This is a genomic window from Candidatus Devosia phytovorans, assembly GCA_029202405.1.
GTDB lineage: Bacteria > Pseudomonadota > Alphaproteobacteria > Rhizobiales > Devosiaceae > Devosia > Devosia phytovorans.
Window position 1 is genome coordinate 2025718 of the sequence record CP119312.1, and the last position, 15660, is coordinate 2041377.

Genomic DNA, 15660 nt, shown 5'->3' on the forward strand with positions numbered 1-15660 from the left:
TCCGCCCTTAAGCTCCACAGAAGCATTGTCAACAACGGCTGGTGGCTGGTGGACGACCTCCCGATCCCATGCAAGCCGGAGCGACGGCGATCAGGTTGCGCCTTTCATGTCATTGACGGAGGCCAGCCCGATGCAGAGCAAGACGAGAACCGCGCCGAAACGATCAAGAGCGCTGTTATGGGCCGGAGGCGCCACTATCCTGCTGGTGGCCCTGAGTGACCTATTGCTGTTCGACGTCGATGCCGGCATCAGCGTCTTTCTCGTCGCACTCGCCACGGCGCTTGCAATCCTGATTCTAGCCTGGCGCCGGCAGCGTTTCCGCTGGGGCGTCATGGGGTTCATCGCGGCGTTGATCCTGTCCCTGCCGCTGATTGAAGCTGCCTCGCTGCTGAGCGTCATGCTGTCTGCTCTCGGCCTTGGCCTTGCCGCGCTGATGGCGGTTCGGCTGGTGCCCCACCGGCTGGAGCGCATGCCCGAGATCCTGCTGCGCCTGTTGCTGCCAGCGCCGATCCGCCTGCTGCGCGACGCAGCGGCCCTGCGCCCGGCAGTGCAGCATCAGGCCGGGCGGAAAGCAGCTCTGTGGCTGGTCGCCTGGATCGTGCCGCTCGGCCTGGGTGCGGTGTTTGCCTATCTGTTCGCAGCGGCCAATCCGCTGATCGAAACCACGCTATCGGCACTCCAACCACAGGTCCTGTTCGACCTTCTCGACCCGTTCCGCCTGATGCTCTGGCTGATCGTCGCTATGGGCGTCTGGGCTCTGTTGCGCCCGAAACTGCTGCGCCGGCGCCGTCGCAGATTGCCGGAGCAGGTCGTTGCACCCAGGGATTCCTCCTGGTTTGGCAGCGCGGCCATCTTGCGTTCGCTCCTGGTCTTCAATGCGCTGTTCGCCGTCCAGACCGCGCTTGACCTCACCTATCTTTGGGGCGGCATCGCCCTGCCCGATGGGATGGGTCATGCCGAATATGCCCATCGCGGTGCTTATCCGCTGATCGTCACGGCCTTGCTCGCCGGCGCTTTCGTGCTGGTTGCCATGCGGGAGCGCAGCCCGGCGCGAGACAACCGGGTCATAAGAGCTCTGGTTTATCTGTTCATCGCGCAGAACGTGCTGCTCTGCCTTTCGGCCATGCTGCGGCTCGAACTCTATGTGGAGGTCTATTCGCTGACCGAGATGCGGCTGGCCGCAGGGATATGGATGGGGCTGGTGGCCATCGGGCTGGTGCTGATCCTGGCCCGGATCTGGCTGCGACAGTCCAATGGCTGGCTGGTGGCCACAAATCTGTTGGCGCTGACCGCGGTGCTCTACGCCTCGGCCATGCTTGATCTCTCCGCCCATATCGCCCGTTTCAATGTCGAGCACAGCCGCGAACTGACCGGCGCGGACAGGTCAGTGGACCTCCACTATCTGTGGGACCTCGGGCCAAGCGCCATTCCAGCCTTCGACAGGCTGATTCCGCGCCTCGTACCGGGTACGGCGCTTTGGGACGATGCAAGGGCGATCCGCGCGGACCTGGTCCGGACATTGCTGGACGGCCCGCAGGATTGGCGCAACTGGTCGTGGCGGGAGCAGCGCCTCAAGGACTATCTCGTCATGCATGCGGTTGCCTCGGCACCGCCAACACGGCACAACGGCATGGTAGTCGTCAGGTAGGTGACATGAGCAGCCGCATTCTCGTCGTCGACGACGAACCCCACATTCGCGACGTCATCACCTTCGCCCTCGAACGGGCCGGCATGGCAGTGACCTCGGCCCGCGATGGCGCCGAGGCCCTGATCGCCTGGCGGCGCCATGCGCCGGACCTCATCGTGCTTGATATCGGCATGCCCGAGCGCGACGGGCTCGATGTCTGCCGGACGATCCGCAAGACGTCGGACGTGCCGATCCTGTTTCTGTCCGCCCGCGACGAGGAGGTCGATCGCATCATCGGCCTCGAGATTGGCGGCGACGACTATGTGAGCAAGCCGTTCAGCCCGCGCGAGCTGGTAGCGCGGGTCAAGGCCATTCTGAAGCGAAGCGGCGGTGGACTGTCCGCGCCGGCCGACGTGTTGATCAGGGGTGCGCTGCGGCTCGATCGCAGCGCCCATAGCGTGACCTGGGGCGCAGAGCCGGTATCGCTGACAGCGCTCGAATTTGCCGTGCTGGCCGCACTGCTGGCGCGGCCAGACATGGTGTTTTCGCGCGAGATGCTGATCACCGCAGCCTATGGTGGGGACATGCATGTGTCGGACCGGACCGTGGACAGCCACATCCGCAATATCCGCGCCAAGTTCCTGGCGTCTGGTTGTTCCAGCATCATCGCCACGATCCATGGCGTCGGCTTCCGACTCGGTGCACTGGAGGCGAAACAGTGACCATGGCGCTGCAAGTTCCCATCAAATGGCGCCCGAGCATGGCGCTGGTGGTCTATGGCGTGTTGCTGGCCGTGCTTGGCCTGCCATCCGGGCTGATCGTGATGGTGCGCCTTTTCGGCGGGCGCGGGCTATCGACGCTCGAGATCGGCGTGCTGTTGACCTCGCTCATCGGTACGCTGACCATCGCCTATGTTCTTACCCGCGCCGTGACCCGACCGATCGAGGCCCTGGTGACCCGAACGCATCAGATCGCGCTGGGTGGGCGCAGCGCCATCCGCCCGCCCGATGCCTATGGCACGGCCGAGCTGGCCAGCTTGTCACAGGCGTTTCTCGATCTGGCCTCGCGGCTGATGGATCGCACCGAGTATATGCGTTCCTTCGCGGCCCATGTGAGCCATGAGCTCAAGTCGCCGCTGACGGCGATCCGCGGGTCGGCAGAGCTGATGCGCGACGAGGGCGACAGCATGACGCCGGCCGAACGGCAGAAATTCCTCGACAATATCGTCCGAGATACCGACCGCCTGACGCGGCTGGTGGCTCGGCTGCGCGAACTGGCCCAGGCCGAAATGCCGATGGGCGCAGGCACGACCACACTTGCGGACGCCCTGCCCGAGCTGCGGGCGCAATGGGGCCAGCTCGACATTGTCGCTTCGGGCGAGGATGTCGTCCTGCCGCTGCCAAAGGAAACGCTTGGGATTGTGCTTGCCCATCTGGCCGACAATTCGTCCCAGCATGGCGCAACGCGGATCACGCTTGACGCCACCGGTGACACGCTGACCATCAGCGACAACGGCTCGGGCATTTCGGAGGGCAATCGCGAGAAGATCTTCCAGCCGTTTTTCACCACGCGACGCGACAGCGGCGGTACCGGCATGGGCCTCGACATCGTCCGCGCGCTGCTGCGAGCACATGGTGCCGACATCGTCCTAGAGCCCTCGCCGCAGGGCGCCGTGTTCCGGATTTTCGTGAATGGCGCTGGGGCAGCGGGGTAAGTGGCGGAGAGGATGGGATTCGAACCCACGAGGACCTTTAGAGCCCTGCGCCCTTAGCAGGGGCGTGCCTTCGACCACTCGGCCACCTCTCCGGCAGGAGCGTGGATAGCGGGCACCGGGTTGCATGGCAAGCGGTTTTTGGATTGCTCCCCGGATTGCTGAGGCGGGCCCGGGTGTTGCCGGACCCGCCAGATCAGGTCAGCGCTGGTTGAAGAGGATCTTCTGGGCTTCCTTGTCGTCGGCAAGGCTCTGCTGGGGGGCGTCCTTGCCCCAGGCGAGGCCGCGTTCGACGGCGGGGCGGGCGTTGAGGCGGTCGATCCAGGCCAGGACATTGGGATAGTCGGCACGGGTGATGCCGTAGCGTTCCCAGCCCTGCGCCCATCCGATCGAAGCAATGTCGGCGATGGAATATTCGCCGGTGATGAAATCCTTGCTCTCGAGCTGGGTGTTCAAGACGCGGAACAGGCGGTGCGTTTCGTCGCTGTAGCGCTTCTGGGCGTAGGGGATTTTTTCGGGTGCGTAGACGTTGAAGTGATTGTTCTGGCCGAGCATGGGGCCAAAGCCGCCGACCTGCCAGAACAGCCATTCATCGACCTTGACCTGCTGGCGCGGGTCGGTGGGATAGAACTGGCCGAATTTGATGCCGAGATATTTGAGGATCGCCCCAGATTCGAAAATGGAGATCGGTTCGCCGCCCGGGCCGTCGGGATCGACGATGGCGGGGATCTTGTTATTGGGCGAGATGGCGAGGAAGTCGGGCGTGAACTGCTCGCCCTTGCCGATGTCGATGCGGTGGTAGGTCCACGGCACGCCGAGCTCTTCGAGGATGATGTGAACTTTTTGCCCGTTTGGCGTGGGCAGGGAGTAGGCCTCGATCGGCTTGGTCTGAGTGGTCATTGCCGTCTTTCCGTTTTGATTTGATGAGAGCAGACTATCGGCAGGTTACGATGATGGGCAAGGCAGCATGTTTGCTGCCCTGCTCCAAGTTTAATTCATCCGGCCCGTTTCATGACCAGTTGCGGATTGCCGTTGCCGCGCATGGCATTGGAAATGCCGTGGATGTCGACCGTTGAGACCACGCGATGGCGCAGGGCGGCGAACATGAAGGTCGGCGTGACATTGACCGGGGTGTCGAACTGGATGGTCACGGTGAAGTTCTGCATGTTGCCGAGCAGTTGGACGCCGATCAGCATGCCGGTGAAGGGCTGATCGAGGTAGAGACCCCTAACCTTCTGGCCGACCTGCCAGGGCGAGACGACCCGATCGGGCAGCGCGGCGCGGGCGGTGTTCCAGTCGCGATAGCCGTGGGCACGGGCGACCTGTTCCAGGGCTGCGCCATGCGACAAGGTTTCACCGGCCAGCTCGCGCTGGGCGCGCAGGGCCTTGGCTTCGGATTTCAGGGTCTGGGCGGATGGGGTATCGAGCGAAAACGACATGATTAGTCCTCTCAATGCATTGAGGCGACTTGATCCATGGGAGCCCGCATTGCCATGACCCGCCTTGCAAGGAAGAACTTTTCGAGTTCGTTCTGCACGGTGGACTGGACTTCACCATCGGAATTGCTTCCGGCGAGCGGCGGGTGCCAGCGACCTGAGCGGGATATGGGCGCGGTGGACGGATTTGTCAACGCATGGCTGTGCCACGCCACAGCGCGGTGATATGCGGTGACATCCGAGGATTGACCACCATGATCGAGACATTCTTCCTGCTGATCGCCGGCTTTGTTGGCGGGTCGCTGAATTCGCTGGCGGGCGGGGGCTCGTTCATCGTCTTCCCGGCGCTGCTTGCTGTCGGTGTCCCGCCCGTGCTGGCCAATGCGTCGAACACCTATGCCGCCCTGCCCGGCTATGCGAGCGGGGCGCTGGGTTATTGGAAGAGCGTGATGCAGCACCGCGACCGGCTGGTGCTTTATGTGATCATCGCCGCGGTGTTCGGCTACGTCGGGGCGGAACTGCTGCTGGTGGTGAGCGACGAACAGTTTGCCGTCATCGTGCCTTGGCTGATGCTGTTTGCCGTGCTGCTGTTCGCCTTTGGCAATCGGCTCAATGCGCTGGTGGCGGCGCAGAGCGGCGGGCGGCGTGGGATGAAGTTGGTGGGCAGCGGCTTGCTGCTGCTGTTCCTGGCCGGGGTCTGCGTCTATGGCGGGTTTTTCAATGCAGGGCTCGGAATCCTGCTGCTGGCGTTTCTGGCGACGGCGGGGCTCAGCGATATCCATGCGATGAACGGGCTGAAGCTCGTGATCTCCACCACGGTGGCGCTGGTGGCTGTGGCCCGGTTTGCCTTCAACGGGTCCATCGACTGGTATCACGGCTCCATCGCGCTGGTCGGCGTGACGCTGGGCGGCTATGTGGCGGCGCGCAACGCGCATCGCATTCCGGCACAGTGGATCCGGGTGGCGGTGATTGTTTATGGGCTGTTCATGACGGGGTATTTCTTCTGGGGTGCCTACGCCTAGGATGGCCTGATCCATACCGCTGCATCGTGGAAGGTCGCGCCGCCGAAGGGCGGCGCGGGGGTGGCGTTGGTGAGGGTGTTGATGCCCTTGCCGCCCCGATGGGACTTGTTCTTGTGGAGGCCCTCGGCGATGAGGACACCGGTGGGCAGGCCGGTGCGGATGCGGGCGGTGAGGTCCACAGCGCCGCGGCGATTGCCAACCGTCACGAATTGGCCGTCCTCAATGCCAAGGCGGGCTGCGTCTTCGGGGTGGATGAAGACGGAGGGGACGCCTTCGCGCTTCTGGCTGCCGGGGGTTTCGTTGAAGCTGGAATTGAGGAAGGCCCGCGCCGGGCTGGTGGCGAGGCGGAAGGGATGGGTCTCGTCGGTCGCTTCGGTGATGGCCCAGTGGTCGGCAAAACGAGGCATGTCTGCGGGGTCGCAGGTCCAGAGATAGCCCTTCTTGATGCGGGTGCCTTCCCAATTGGCGGAGAAGCGGAAGCGCTTGTCGGGCCAGGCAAAGCCATCGGCAAAGCGGGCGACGTCGTCGGGGCGCTCGCGGTCGATGAAGCCGGTCTTTTCGACTTCGTCGAGGGCCGGATAATTCGAGCGGCGGAAGGTCTCGGCGACGATTTCCCGGTCGGTGCCCGAGAAATGCTGCTCATCGAGGCCGAGGCGCAGAGCCAGGGCGTTGATGACTTCGTGGTTGGTGCGGGTTTCGCCCGGACGCTGGATGACGGCGGGCCCATAGAGCACGCGGGTGTGGCCGCCGCGGGTGTAATAATCGTTGTGCTCGAGGAACATGGTGGCCGGCAGGACGATGTCGGCCAGTTCGGCGGTTTCGGTCATGAACTGCTCGTGCACGACGAGGAAGAGGTCTTCGCGCAGGAGACCCTGGCGGGTCAGGGTCTGGTCCGGGGCGACGGAAGCGGGATTGGTGTTCTGCACGATCACGGCCTTGACCGGGCCGCCATGCTTGAGAGCTTTCGCATCGCCGGTGAGGATCGGGCCGATCTCGGACATGTCGAGCCAGCGCGGATCGCCCTTCTGCAGGGCCGGGCCGGTGATGGCGGATTTGTCGAGCGCCCAGGTGCCGGAGTTGGAATGGAAGGCGCCGCCGCCGCGATGCTGCCAGGCGCCGGTCATGGCGGGAATGCAGAGGGCCGCATGCATGGCGGTAGCGCCATTGCGCTGGCGGGTGAAGCCATAGCCGAGGCGGAAATAGCTGCGCGGCGTGGTGCCGACGAGATGGGCGAATTGGGTGATCTCAGCGACGGTCAGGCCGGTGATTTCGGCGGCCCATTCGGGCGTCTTGCTAGCGAGATGGGCTTCGAAGTCGGGGCCGAAGTCGGTGTATTTTTCCATATAGGCGCGGTCGGCGAGATTGTCGCGCAACAGGATATGCATGACCGCCACGGCCAGGGCGCCGTCGGTGCCGGGACGCAAGACGAGGCCGAGATCGGCCTGAGCCATGGTGGCGGTCTGATAGATGTCGATGACGACGATCTTGGCCTTGCGCTCCTTTTTGGCGCGCATGGCATGGGTCATGACATTGACCTGCGTGTGCACCGCATTGGTGCCCCAGATGACGACGCAGTCGCTTTCGGCCATCTGCTCGGGATTGACGCCGCCCAGCATGCCGGTGCCGGCGATATAGCCGGGCCAGGCGGTGCCGGTGCAGATGGTGTCGTACTGGCGAGAATAGCCCTTGGCGGCGCGCAGGCGGTCGATGCCGTCGCGCTGCACATGGCCCATGGTGCCGGCGTAGTAGTAGGGCCAGATGGCTTCAGCGCCGTGTTCGGCCTCGATGGCGGCGAAACGGGCGGCGATTTCGTCGAGGGCTTCGTCCCAGGTGATCTGCTGCCAGCGCCCTGCCCCCTTGGGGCCGATGCGGCGCATCGGGTGCAGCAGCCGCTCGGGGTGATGCACGCGCTCGGCGTAGCGGGCGACCTTTTCGCAGATAACGCCGGCCGTATAGGGATCGTCCTTGACGCCCCGCACGCGACCGATGGTGTGGGTGTCGACGATTTCCACGTCCAGCGCGCAGGCGGAGGGGCAATCGTGCGGGCAGACCGAGCGGGCGGTACGGATGGGGGCGGCGTGGTTCATGGGGAGAGAATACCGGAGCGGCGGAGCGGGCTCAATGGAATTGGCGCCTAGGGACCACCTGACGGCCCGGGTCGTCAATCCGGGATCAGGTGGTCCTTTGGCGCTTTGCCATTCGGGCAGGGCTTTTGGTCGCCCGGCCTTGCGGCGTCGCGATTACACGAGTGGGAAGCGGCTTTTCACCTCGGGGGCCGCGAGGCCCCCAATATGTTTTGTATGAAGAGGCTGGAGCCGCTTCCCACGACCCGGCTTTTCCCATGCCTGCATCGAGCGGCGCTACCAGGACGCCGGTGGTCAGCAGTACACAGGTGCCGGGCGACCCCGGCTGCCAGCTCATCCCCGCCCGATGCTTCGTCGGCACCGCGTGTGTGACGGCGGGAACGGGATGATTATGCGGGAGGGTTGAGGGGTGGGGAAAACTATTTGGCAAATGAGCCATAAGGGACTGATCGCACACAAAACAAAGTGAGATTATGCGTGCCAGTTTCGGCGGATTGGTCGAGAGCCACGGTCAGCCTTCTCCCCTTGAGGGAGAAGGTGGCTCGGCGTAGCCGAGACGGATGAGGGGTCCAGCGCTCACCTTCAGCATTGAAGCATGGGATAGCCTGGCCATTCAGGCATAGCCTTCATGGCCTTCTTCGCTCAAATCGCTCCACAGGAGCGATTTGCCCTTCGGGACACTCAGAAGCCCCTCACCCTGGAAATCTGCTGAACGCAGATTTCCTGTCCCTCTCCCTCAAGGGGAGAGGGTTGGCTCCGAGTGCGTGAGACCTGCGTGTCATTCGACCTTAGGCCTGTTCAGCCAAAGTCGCTCCGCCGGAGCGACTTGGCCTTCGGCCAATTTAGAGAGTTGCAAACGCCTTGGTGGCGGTCTCGGAATTCCGGCGGGCGCGGCTGGTGGCGTGGAGGGCCAGTTGAGCGGCACCGGAATGGAACTGGGAAAAGGTGACGCGCTGGGCGTCATGCGTGGCGATGGTGATGCCGCGCCAGTTGGGGCGGACCGAGCGCACATCGGACCAGGCGATTTTCGTTTCGCGGCCGAAGGCGTTGCGGTGTTCGAGGAGGGTATTGTTCCAGCGCACCTTGGTGAAGAGGCCACCGAGGCCGATGCCGACGGCGCCTGAACCGAGCAGCAGCGAGGCGACGAAGGTGGCGATCATCTGGGTGGCTTCGACATGCTTGGTGCCGCCGATGACGATGATGGCGCTCATCAACACGACGGCGAGGGCCGCAGCACCGTAGCATGCGAAATATTCGACCATGGAAGGGCGCAGTTCGGACCAGCCATCAACACTGGCGGCATCCTCACCTTGGATCAGGCGGAGGGCCAGGAAGGCCGCGTAACCAAAGGCAACGACGCCGGCGGCACGCGCCAGCGGCAGGCCAGAGGTGACGGGAACATGCTTGAGGACGATCAGCGAGATAATCACGAACAGTGGCACAGCCACTTCCTGCCAGCGCAAGGGCACTATTGCTCTCCAGTCATTTGGGGGGCCGGCGACGCTAATCGGCTATGGGTCGAATCTAGCAAGCTTCTGAAAAAGCACCATTAACAAAATTGGGAGCAAGCCATGTTCAGACGGAACATGAACTTTTTTGTCACAGTGGCCGAGCCTTGCGAGATTGATTCAAATGCGCGGACGAAGGCGTTGAAAACAGGGTGTCATCCCCGCGAAAGCGGAGATGACGTCGTGGGTTTGGATTTTCGCATTCAGCTCAGGAACTTGAGGCCGGCAATGCCGGAAATTATGAGGCCGATCGAAACCAGGCGTGCCACGGTGACCGGATCGCCGAAGAGAACCATGCCGAGGATGGCCGTGCCGACGGTGCCGATGCCGGTCCAGACGGCATAGCCGGTGCCGACGGGCAGATCGCGCAGGGCGATGCCGAGGAGGATGATGGAGATGATCATGGCGCCAAGAGTGAGGATAGTCGGCGTCAGGCGGGTAAAACCCTCGGTATATTTGAGGCCGATGGCCCAGCCCATTTCAAAGATGCCGGCGATGACCAGATAGACCCATGCCATTTGGAAGCTCCAAACTGCGTGGGTCGTCCCGACGGAAAAGGGGAAAAGCGCCAGGTCGTCCAGGCGCAGGGCCCTTCTAGATTAACCACGGCGAAAGGTGAAGTGCGTTTGGGGACCATAAGATGGTCTGCCGACGCATGTTGGGTGAAACCAAAACGGCGCGCGGTCCGTAGCTGTGGTCAGTTTCTGTATCGAGTTCTGATCCCGTGCCTTTGTTCTATCGCCATGTCCCTCCCGCGAAACATGAAAATGTCATCGCCGTCCGTATCTTCTGCCTGCCTGAAGGCCTCTCCTGCGTGGTGAGCTGGCCGCTGCCCGAGCCGGGACTGCGGGTGTTCTCGCCCACCGCCAATCCGCCGCAGGGCATTGAAGAAGCCCTGCCCTATGCGGTGTTTCTGAGCTCCCATCTCGAAACCAAGATTGCGGTCGAAATGGATGACGGTCTTGATTGGGATCCGAGTTGGGGCGAGCTCGTCGACATGCATTAGAGAAAAGGGTCGACCCGTGGGTTGACCTTTGTTCATTCCGCCGGCGCACCAACCGCTGCCGCGGCGGCGCGTTCTTCGGCGGCGATCTCGGCTTCGGGTTCGCGGCGCAGGGTGTTGGCCAGTGGCAGTTCCCTGAGCATGAAGGCGAGGCCGAAGGCGATGATGGCTGCGGCGGCGGCCGTCAGGAAAACCGGGTGCAGCGCGGCGGAAAAGCCTTCCACGACCTGGGTGCGGACCTCGTCCGGCAGAGCCTGAATGGCCTTGGCGTTGAAGGCGCCGCCCGAGCCTTCCGGCATGGCGCCGCCCAATTGGGCCGCCAGATTGCTGGAAAAGATCGCGCCGAACACCGAGACACCGATGGAGCCGCCGATCTGGCGGAACAGGGTATTGCCGGCGGTCGCGACGCCGACGAGGTTTTGCGACACGGCATTCTGCGTGGCGGTCACGCCGACGCTGTTGACCGGGCCGATGCCGGCGCCGACCAGGAACATGAAGCCGGCGATCATCCATGCGGGCGTATCGAGCTGCATGGTACCAAGCAGGACGAGGCCGGTGAAGAGCACGGCGGTGGAGCAGATGGGCAGGAGCTTGTAGCGGCCGGTCTTGCTCATGACGAAGCCGGCCAATGTCGAGGCGCCGATGAGGCCGATCATCATGGGCACGAGCTGGAGGGCCGAGCCGGTGGGCGTAACGCCCTTGGCGACCTGGAGATAGAGCGGCAGAAAGGTGATGGAGCCGAACATGGCCATGCCGACGAGAAAGCCCACGGCATTGGTGATGACGAAGGTGTTGTTACGGAAGAGATTGAGCGGCAGGACCGGTTCGGCAGCGCGGGCTTCCACCCAGATGAAGGCAGCGAGCGCGGCGACGGCCAGAATGACGAGGCCGATGATGGGCAGCGAGAACCAGGGGAAGGTGTTGCCGCCAAGGCTCGTGGCCAGCACGAAGGCGGAAAGCGCCGTGGTGAGCAGGACAAAGCCCATGTAGTCGATCTTGTGCGAGACGCGATCAGGGCGCGCCTTGAGGACGAGGCCGATGACGACCAGCGTCAGCGCGCCGAGCGGCAGGTTGATGAGGAAGATCCAGCGCCAGCTGAGGTGTTCGACGATGAAGCCGCCGAGCAGCGGGCCAACAACGGTGGCAACGCCGAAGACGGCGCCGAAAATGCCCTGGATCTTGCCGCGCTGGCGCGGGGGGATGACGTCGGCGACGACGGTCATGGCCACGACCATGAGGCCACCGCCGCCCAGGCCCTGCACGGTGCGGGCGATGATGAGGAAGGTCATCGAGGACGCCAGTGCCGACAGCGTGGCGCCGAGCAGGAAGACGACGATGGCGACCTGCAGCACGATCTTGCGGCCATAGAGGTCGCCGAGCTTGCCATAGATGGGAGCGACGACCGTGGAGCTGAGCAGATAGGCGATGACCACCCAGGTCAGGTGATCGAGGCCGCCCAGTTCGGTGACGATGGTGGGCAGAGCGGTCGAGACGATGGTCTGGCCGAGGGAAGCGAGCAAGAGGGTGACGGCGACGGCCGTTATGATGAGGCCGACGGACTGCGCCTGCGGCGCGTCGTCTGGTTGTAGTGTCTGAGACATTGGGCGATCCTTGTGGCCAGGCACGGCAGGAGTCGCGCCACTTGCGATAGAGACAATTGCAGCATATATCTGCGCAAGGCATTTACATGTCAATGACATGCAATTGCGCAAGGCATGCAAATCGACGAGGACGGCCATGAGCCAGACCGATATCAACGCCCTGCTGGAAAAGGCAGGCATAGCCAATGCGACCGTCGAGGCGGTGGTGCGGATCGATGCGCTGTTGCAGAATTGGCGGCGGCGGGCACTCAAGCGCGAGCTGGGGCAGCGGGCGCTGGTCGACCTCAAGATCGGCATCGACCTGGCGCAGCTCGACGTGCTGTTTGCCATCGAGGCGCCGGTGGATGAATTCGGCGAAATGGCGGGGGGCGAGACCATGGTGGCATCGGTGGCCGAGCGGCTCGCCATCGACCCGTCGCGGGCCAGCCGCGTGGTCAGTGAAATGGTGGAAATGGGCTATGCGCGGCGGGCGGTGAGCCAGGCTGATGCGCGACGCGCCATTGTCGAGCTGACCGACAAGGGCCGCACGGTGGTGGAAGCGGTGCGCGCCTACAAATTCCTGATCATGGGTGATTTTCTCGGCGACTGGTCGGCGGAAGAGCTGGCGGCCTTCGTGCCCATGCTGCGCCGGTTCGGGCACTGGCCGGAGCATACCGAGCCGGGGGCGGAGAAATATGCCGAGGATATTGCCGTACTGGCTGGCCGGATTGCGGCGAGCAACAAGCAGGGCGAGACCGCCTAGGGCGTGACGCCTTCGCGGGCGCAGAGCTCGGCCATGGCGCTGCCGGGGGGCGGCGGGGGCATGTCGCCGCGGCCGCGATTGGTGAACTGGCTGCGCCAGAGGTGGATGGCGAGAGTTTCCGGGCGGATGGCGGTATCGACGCTGGAGCCGGGCTGCATCAGGGCCGGAATGGCTTCATAGGGGATGGGGTAGAAGACGCTGGCGGGCTGGACCTGGTCCCAGAGGCCGCGCTGGCGGACATAATGGGTCAGCGCCATGGGGCCAGTGGCGCCATATTGCATGTTTTCGGGCAGGAGCGGATCGCCGAACAGCCGGCGGGCGGCGACTTCGAGGCGTCGCATGGGCGGAAGGTAGGGTTCGAGCAGCGGCCGGTTGGTGCCGGTGAAGACACCCATCAGGTCATCGAGCAGCGGCGCGTCAGGCGGAATATAGAGGACCGCGCTATTGACCGAACCGGGGCGCTCGAAGCCCATGATATAGCCAGGACCAGTGATCGGCCTGAACGCATAGACGTCGAGATCGGCGTAAATGCCGCGGTTCTGCTTGAGCAGCATGACGCGGAACTGGTCGGAAAAGACCGCCGGCGTGCCCTTCCCCTTGTAGAAGACCAGCTTTTCACGCGGCATGACTTCGGCCGCATCGCGCCAGGTGGCGCCTTCCGGCAGGCCGGGGATGGGATCGAAAGCAAAAACCTCCACACGATGGCGCTGGCGCCGGAATGAGGCGATGGACAGGTGTTCCAGCCAGCTCATCGGGCCATGCCAGAAGCTGACGATCGTGCGGAGGGTGCTCATGGGCTCAGATCAGACCTGGGGCTTGCGCTTGGGCTTGTGATCCTTCTTGGGGGCTTTCGGCTTTTTGGCCGCGGCACCAGCATCGGCCTTGTCGGCCCATTTGGGCTTGCCCTTGTCCTTGCTCGGCGGCGCTTTCGTCACCTTGGGCGGACGGGGACGCTCTTCACGGGCAGGTGCAGCATCCTGGGACGGGGTCCAGCTGCCAGTGGCGGGTGCCTCGAAATCGTCGCGGCTCATGCCACCCGAACCATAGCGCGCCTTGCGGTCGGCACGTTCGGGACGCGGGGCGTTGGGGTCATAGCGTTCCACTGGGCCGGGCGGACGACGCTGGCTCGGCGGCGGACCGGAGCGGCGTTCACCGGGACCATCGACGGCCATGATGGAGACGCCGCGTTCGCCCGAGCCGTTCTTTTCGACCGACCGGGTAAAGGCATCGGCCTTGTCGGCGGCGACTTCGAAGATGGATTCCGTGTCGAAGATGCGAATGGAACCAATCGCCGTCTTGGTAACATTTCCGGCCTTGCAGAGCATGGGCAGCAGCCAGCGCGGCTCGGCCTTGTGCTTGCGGCCAACGGTGACCTTGAACCAGGTGCCGCCTTCAAAGCGCTCGCGGGTGCGCGGGTCCTTGTCGCCCGGCCTGTCGGGCATCATGGTGGCGCTGACATCCTCGGGCGCCGGCCGCGCGGCGAGCTGCTGGCGCAGATAGGCCGCGGCGATGGCTTCCACGGAATGGCGCTCGATCAGTTGAGCGACGAATTCGGCCTCGGTCTCGGCGACGGGCTGGGTCAGCATGTCGTTGGAGAGGATGGATTCACGGTAGCGGGCCTCGATCTCCTCGGCGGAGGGCGGAGCCATCATGGTCACGTCGAGCTTGGCGACCTTAAGGACGCGCTGAGCGACGTTGCGGCGATGCATCGGCGAGATGATGACGCAGGTGCCCTTGCGCCCTGCCCGGCCAGTGCGGCCCGAACGATGCAGCAGCGTGTCCGGGTTGGTCGGCAGGTCGGCGTGAATGACGAGGTCGAGGTTTGGCAGATCGATACCGCGGGCGGCAACGTCGGTGGCGACGCAGATGCGGGCACGGCCGTCGCGCATGGACTGCAGCGCATTGGTGCGCTCGGCCTGCGACAGTTCACCCGAGAGGGTCACGACGTCGAAGCCGCGATTGTGCAGGCGCGAGGAGAGGTGCTTCACGCCTTCGCGGGTCGAGGCGAAGACGATGGTGTTGACCGCCTCGAAGTAGAGCAGCGTGTTGATGATGGCGTTTTCACGCTCGGCGGCGGGGACCAGCATCAGCTTGTAGTCGATGTCGGCATGCTGCTCGTTGGCGCTGGTAGCAGCGACGCGCAGGGCATCGCGCTGGAAGGTTTTCGCCAGCTGGGCGATGGGCTTGGGGACGGTCGCCGAAAAGAGCAGCGTGCGGCGGTCTTCGGGCGCGGCGTCGAGGATGAATTCGAGGTCTTCGCGGAAGCCCAGATCGAGCATTTCATCGGCTTCGTCGAGCACGACGGCGCGCAGGGCCGACATGTCGAGAGCTCCGCGGGTAATATGATCGCGCAGGCGCCCCGGGGTGCCGACGACGATATGGGCGCCGCGTTCGAGCGCACGGCGCTCGGTGCGGGCATCCATGCCGCCCACGCAGGACGCGGTCTTGGCGCCGGTCTCGGCATAGAGCCAGTCGAGTTCGCGCTGCACCTGGAGGGCGAGTTCGCGGGTCGGCGCAATCACCAGCGCCATCGGGGCGCCGAGCGTGGTGAAGCGCTCCTGGTCTTCGAGCAGCGTCGGCGCGATGGCCATGCCGAAGGCGACGGTCTTGCCGGAGCCGGTCTGGGCGGAAACGAGCAGGTCGCGGCCGGAGGTTTCATCTTCGATGATGGCGGCCTGGACGGGCGTCAGGGTTTCATAGCCCTTGGCGGCAAGCGCACGGGCGATGGGCGGGAGAATGGTTTCAGGCAGGGACATTTCTGGCTTTCTGGGACGCCGACCAATCGTTTGGCGTCATGACCGCAGCAGCAAGAGGGCTGGCTATGCGGAAGGAGAAGGAACCCTGCATTGGCAGGGCGATGCCGGGGTGAAATCACCATAGCACAGATAAAGCAAAAGGCCGCCCTGCGGGCGGCCCTTCGAATGCG

14 protein-coding genes and 1 tRNA gene are annotated in these 15660 nt (G+C 64.1%); 6 read left to right on the forward strand and 9 right to left on the reverse strand.

What is annotated here, in order from left to right; translation table 11 throughout:
* The first annotated feature begins 130 nt into the window (after positions 1 to 130).
* Genes P0Y65_10095 through P0Y65_10105 form a run of 3 tightly spaced genes read left to right on the forward strand, consistent with a single transcriptional unit; the run spans position 131 to position 3341 of the window.
* Positions 131 to 1648: a DUF4173 domain-containing protein gene (locus P0Y65_10095; GenBank protein WEK06569.1), complete on the forward strand. Its 1518-nt coding sequence runs from the start codon at positions 131 to 133 to the stop codon at positions 1646 to 1648.
* Positions 1649 to 1653: 5 nt separating this feature from the next.
* Complete coding sequence (locus P0Y65_10100; GenBank protein ID WEK06570.1) at positions 1654 to 2349, forward strand: response regulator transcription factor; 696 nt, start codon at positions 1654 to 1656, stop codon at positions 2347 to 2349.
* 2 nt (positions 2350 to 2351) lie between these two features.
* Positions 2352 to 3341: a HAMP domain-containing sensor histidine kinase gene (locus tag P0Y65_10105; protein WEK06571.1), complete on the forward strand. Its 990-nt coding sequence runs from the start codon at positions 2352 to 2354 to the stop codon at positions 3339 to 3341.
* A gap of 1 nt (position 3342) precedes the next feature.
* On the opposite strand, the gene P0Y65_10110 is transcribed toward P0Y65_10105, so the two are convergent.
* The 3 genes from P0Y65_10110 to P0Y65_10120 form a co-directional block, all read right to left on the reverse strand.
* Positions 3343 to 3433 (reverse strand) — tRNA-Ser (locus P0Y65_10110).
* 106 nt (positions 3434 to 3539) lie between these two features.
* Positions 3540 to 4238 (reverse strand): glutathione S-transferase N-terminal domain-containing protein, encoded by a 699-nt coding sequence (locus P0Y65_10115; GenBank protein ID WEK06572.1) that lies wholly within the window; start codon positions 4236 to 4238, stop codon positions 3540 to 3542.
* Positions 4239 to 4333: 95 nt separating this feature from the next.
* On the reverse strand, positions 4334 to 4777 hold the full coding sequence (locus P0Y65_10120) for a glyoxalase superfamily protein (protein WEK06573.1): 444 nt from the start codon (positions 4775 to 4777) through the stop codon (positions 4334 to 4336).
* Between the two features lie 251 nt (positions 4778 to 5028).
* On the opposite strand from P0Y65_10120, the gene P0Y65_10125 reads away from it, so the two are divergent.
* The gene (locus P0Y65_10125; GenBank protein WEK06574.1) at positions 5029 to 5796 is read left to right on the forward strand and encodes a sulfite exporter TauE/SafE family protein; all 768 of its coding nucleotides are present in this window, start codon (positions 5029 to 5031) and stop codon (positions 5794 to 5796) included.
* Here P0Y65_10125 and P0Y65_10130 read toward each other — a convergent pair.
* The 3 genes from P0Y65_10130 to sugE all read right to left on the reverse strand — a co-directional run bounded on the left by P0Y65_10130 (position 5793) and on the right by sugE (position 9906).
* On the reverse strand, positions 5793 to 7883 hold the full coding sequence (locus tag P0Y65_10130; GenBank protein WEK06575.1) for a molybdopterin-dependent oxidoreductase: 2091 nt from the start codon (positions 7881 to 7883) through the stop codon (positions 5793 to 5795). The two genes, P0Y65_10125 and P0Y65_10130, sit on opposite strands and share 4 nt — an antisense overlap.
* A gap of 839 nt (positions 7884 to 8722) precedes the next feature.
* Positions 8723 to 9349: a hypothetical protein gene (locus P0Y65_10135; protein WEK06576.1), complete on the reverse strand. Its 627-nt coding sequence runs from the start codon at positions 9347 to 9349 to the stop codon at positions 8723 to 8725.
* A 242-nt stretch (positions 9350 to 9591) separates the two neighbouring features.
* Positions 9592 to 9906 carry a quaternary ammonium compound efflux SMR transporter SugE gene (gene sugE / locus P0Y65_10140; GenBank protein ID WEK06577.1) on the reverse strand — a complete coding sequence of 105 codons (315 nt, stop codon included), beginning with the start codon at positions 9904 to 9906 and terminating at the stop codon, positions 9592 to 9594.
* 206 nt (positions 9907 to 10112) lie between these two features.
* Here sugE and P0Y65_10145 point away from each other — a divergent pair, with 206 nt between their 5' ends.
* On the forward strand, positions 10113 to 10394 hold the full coding sequence (locus P0Y65_10145; GenBank protein ID WEK06578.1) for a hypothetical protein: 282 nt from the start codon (positions 10113 to 10115) through the stop codon (positions 10392 to 10394).
* A 32-nt stretch (positions 10395 to 10426) separates the two neighbouring features.
* On the opposite strand, the gene P0Y65_10150 is transcribed toward P0Y65_10145, so the two are convergent.
* The gene (locus P0Y65_10150) at positions 10427 to 11992 is read right to left on the reverse strand and encodes an MDR family MFS transporter (protein WEK06579.1); all 1566 of its coding nucleotides are present in this window, start codon (positions 11990 to 11992) and stop codon (positions 10427 to 10429) included.
* A gap of 136 nt (positions 11993 to 12128) precedes the next feature.
* Here P0Y65_10150 and P0Y65_10155 point away from each other — a divergent pair, with 136 nt between their 5' ends.
* Entirely contained in the window at positions 12129 to 12734 is a 606-nt protein-coding gene (locus P0Y65_10155; protein ID WEK06580.1) for a MarR family transcriptional regulator, read from the forward strand.
* On the opposite strand, the gene P0Y65_10160 is transcribed toward P0Y65_10155, so the two are convergent.
* A complete protein-coding gene (locus P0Y65_10160) occupies positions 12731 to 13528 on the reverse strand; it encodes a hypothetical protein (protein ID WEK06581.1) in 798 nt (265 codons plus the stop codon). The genes P0Y65_10155 and P0Y65_10160 overlap by 4 nt on opposite strands.
* A 9-nt stretch (positions 13529 to 13537) precedes the next feature.
* Positions 13538 to 15490 carry a DEAD/DEAH box helicase gene (locus P0Y65_10165; GenBank protein ID WEK06582.1) on the reverse strand — a complete coding sequence of 651 codons (1953 nt, stop codon included), beginning with the start codon at positions 15488 to 15490 and terminating at the stop codon, positions 13538 to 13540.
* Between the last annotated feature and the right edge of the window lie 170 nt (positions 15491 to 15660).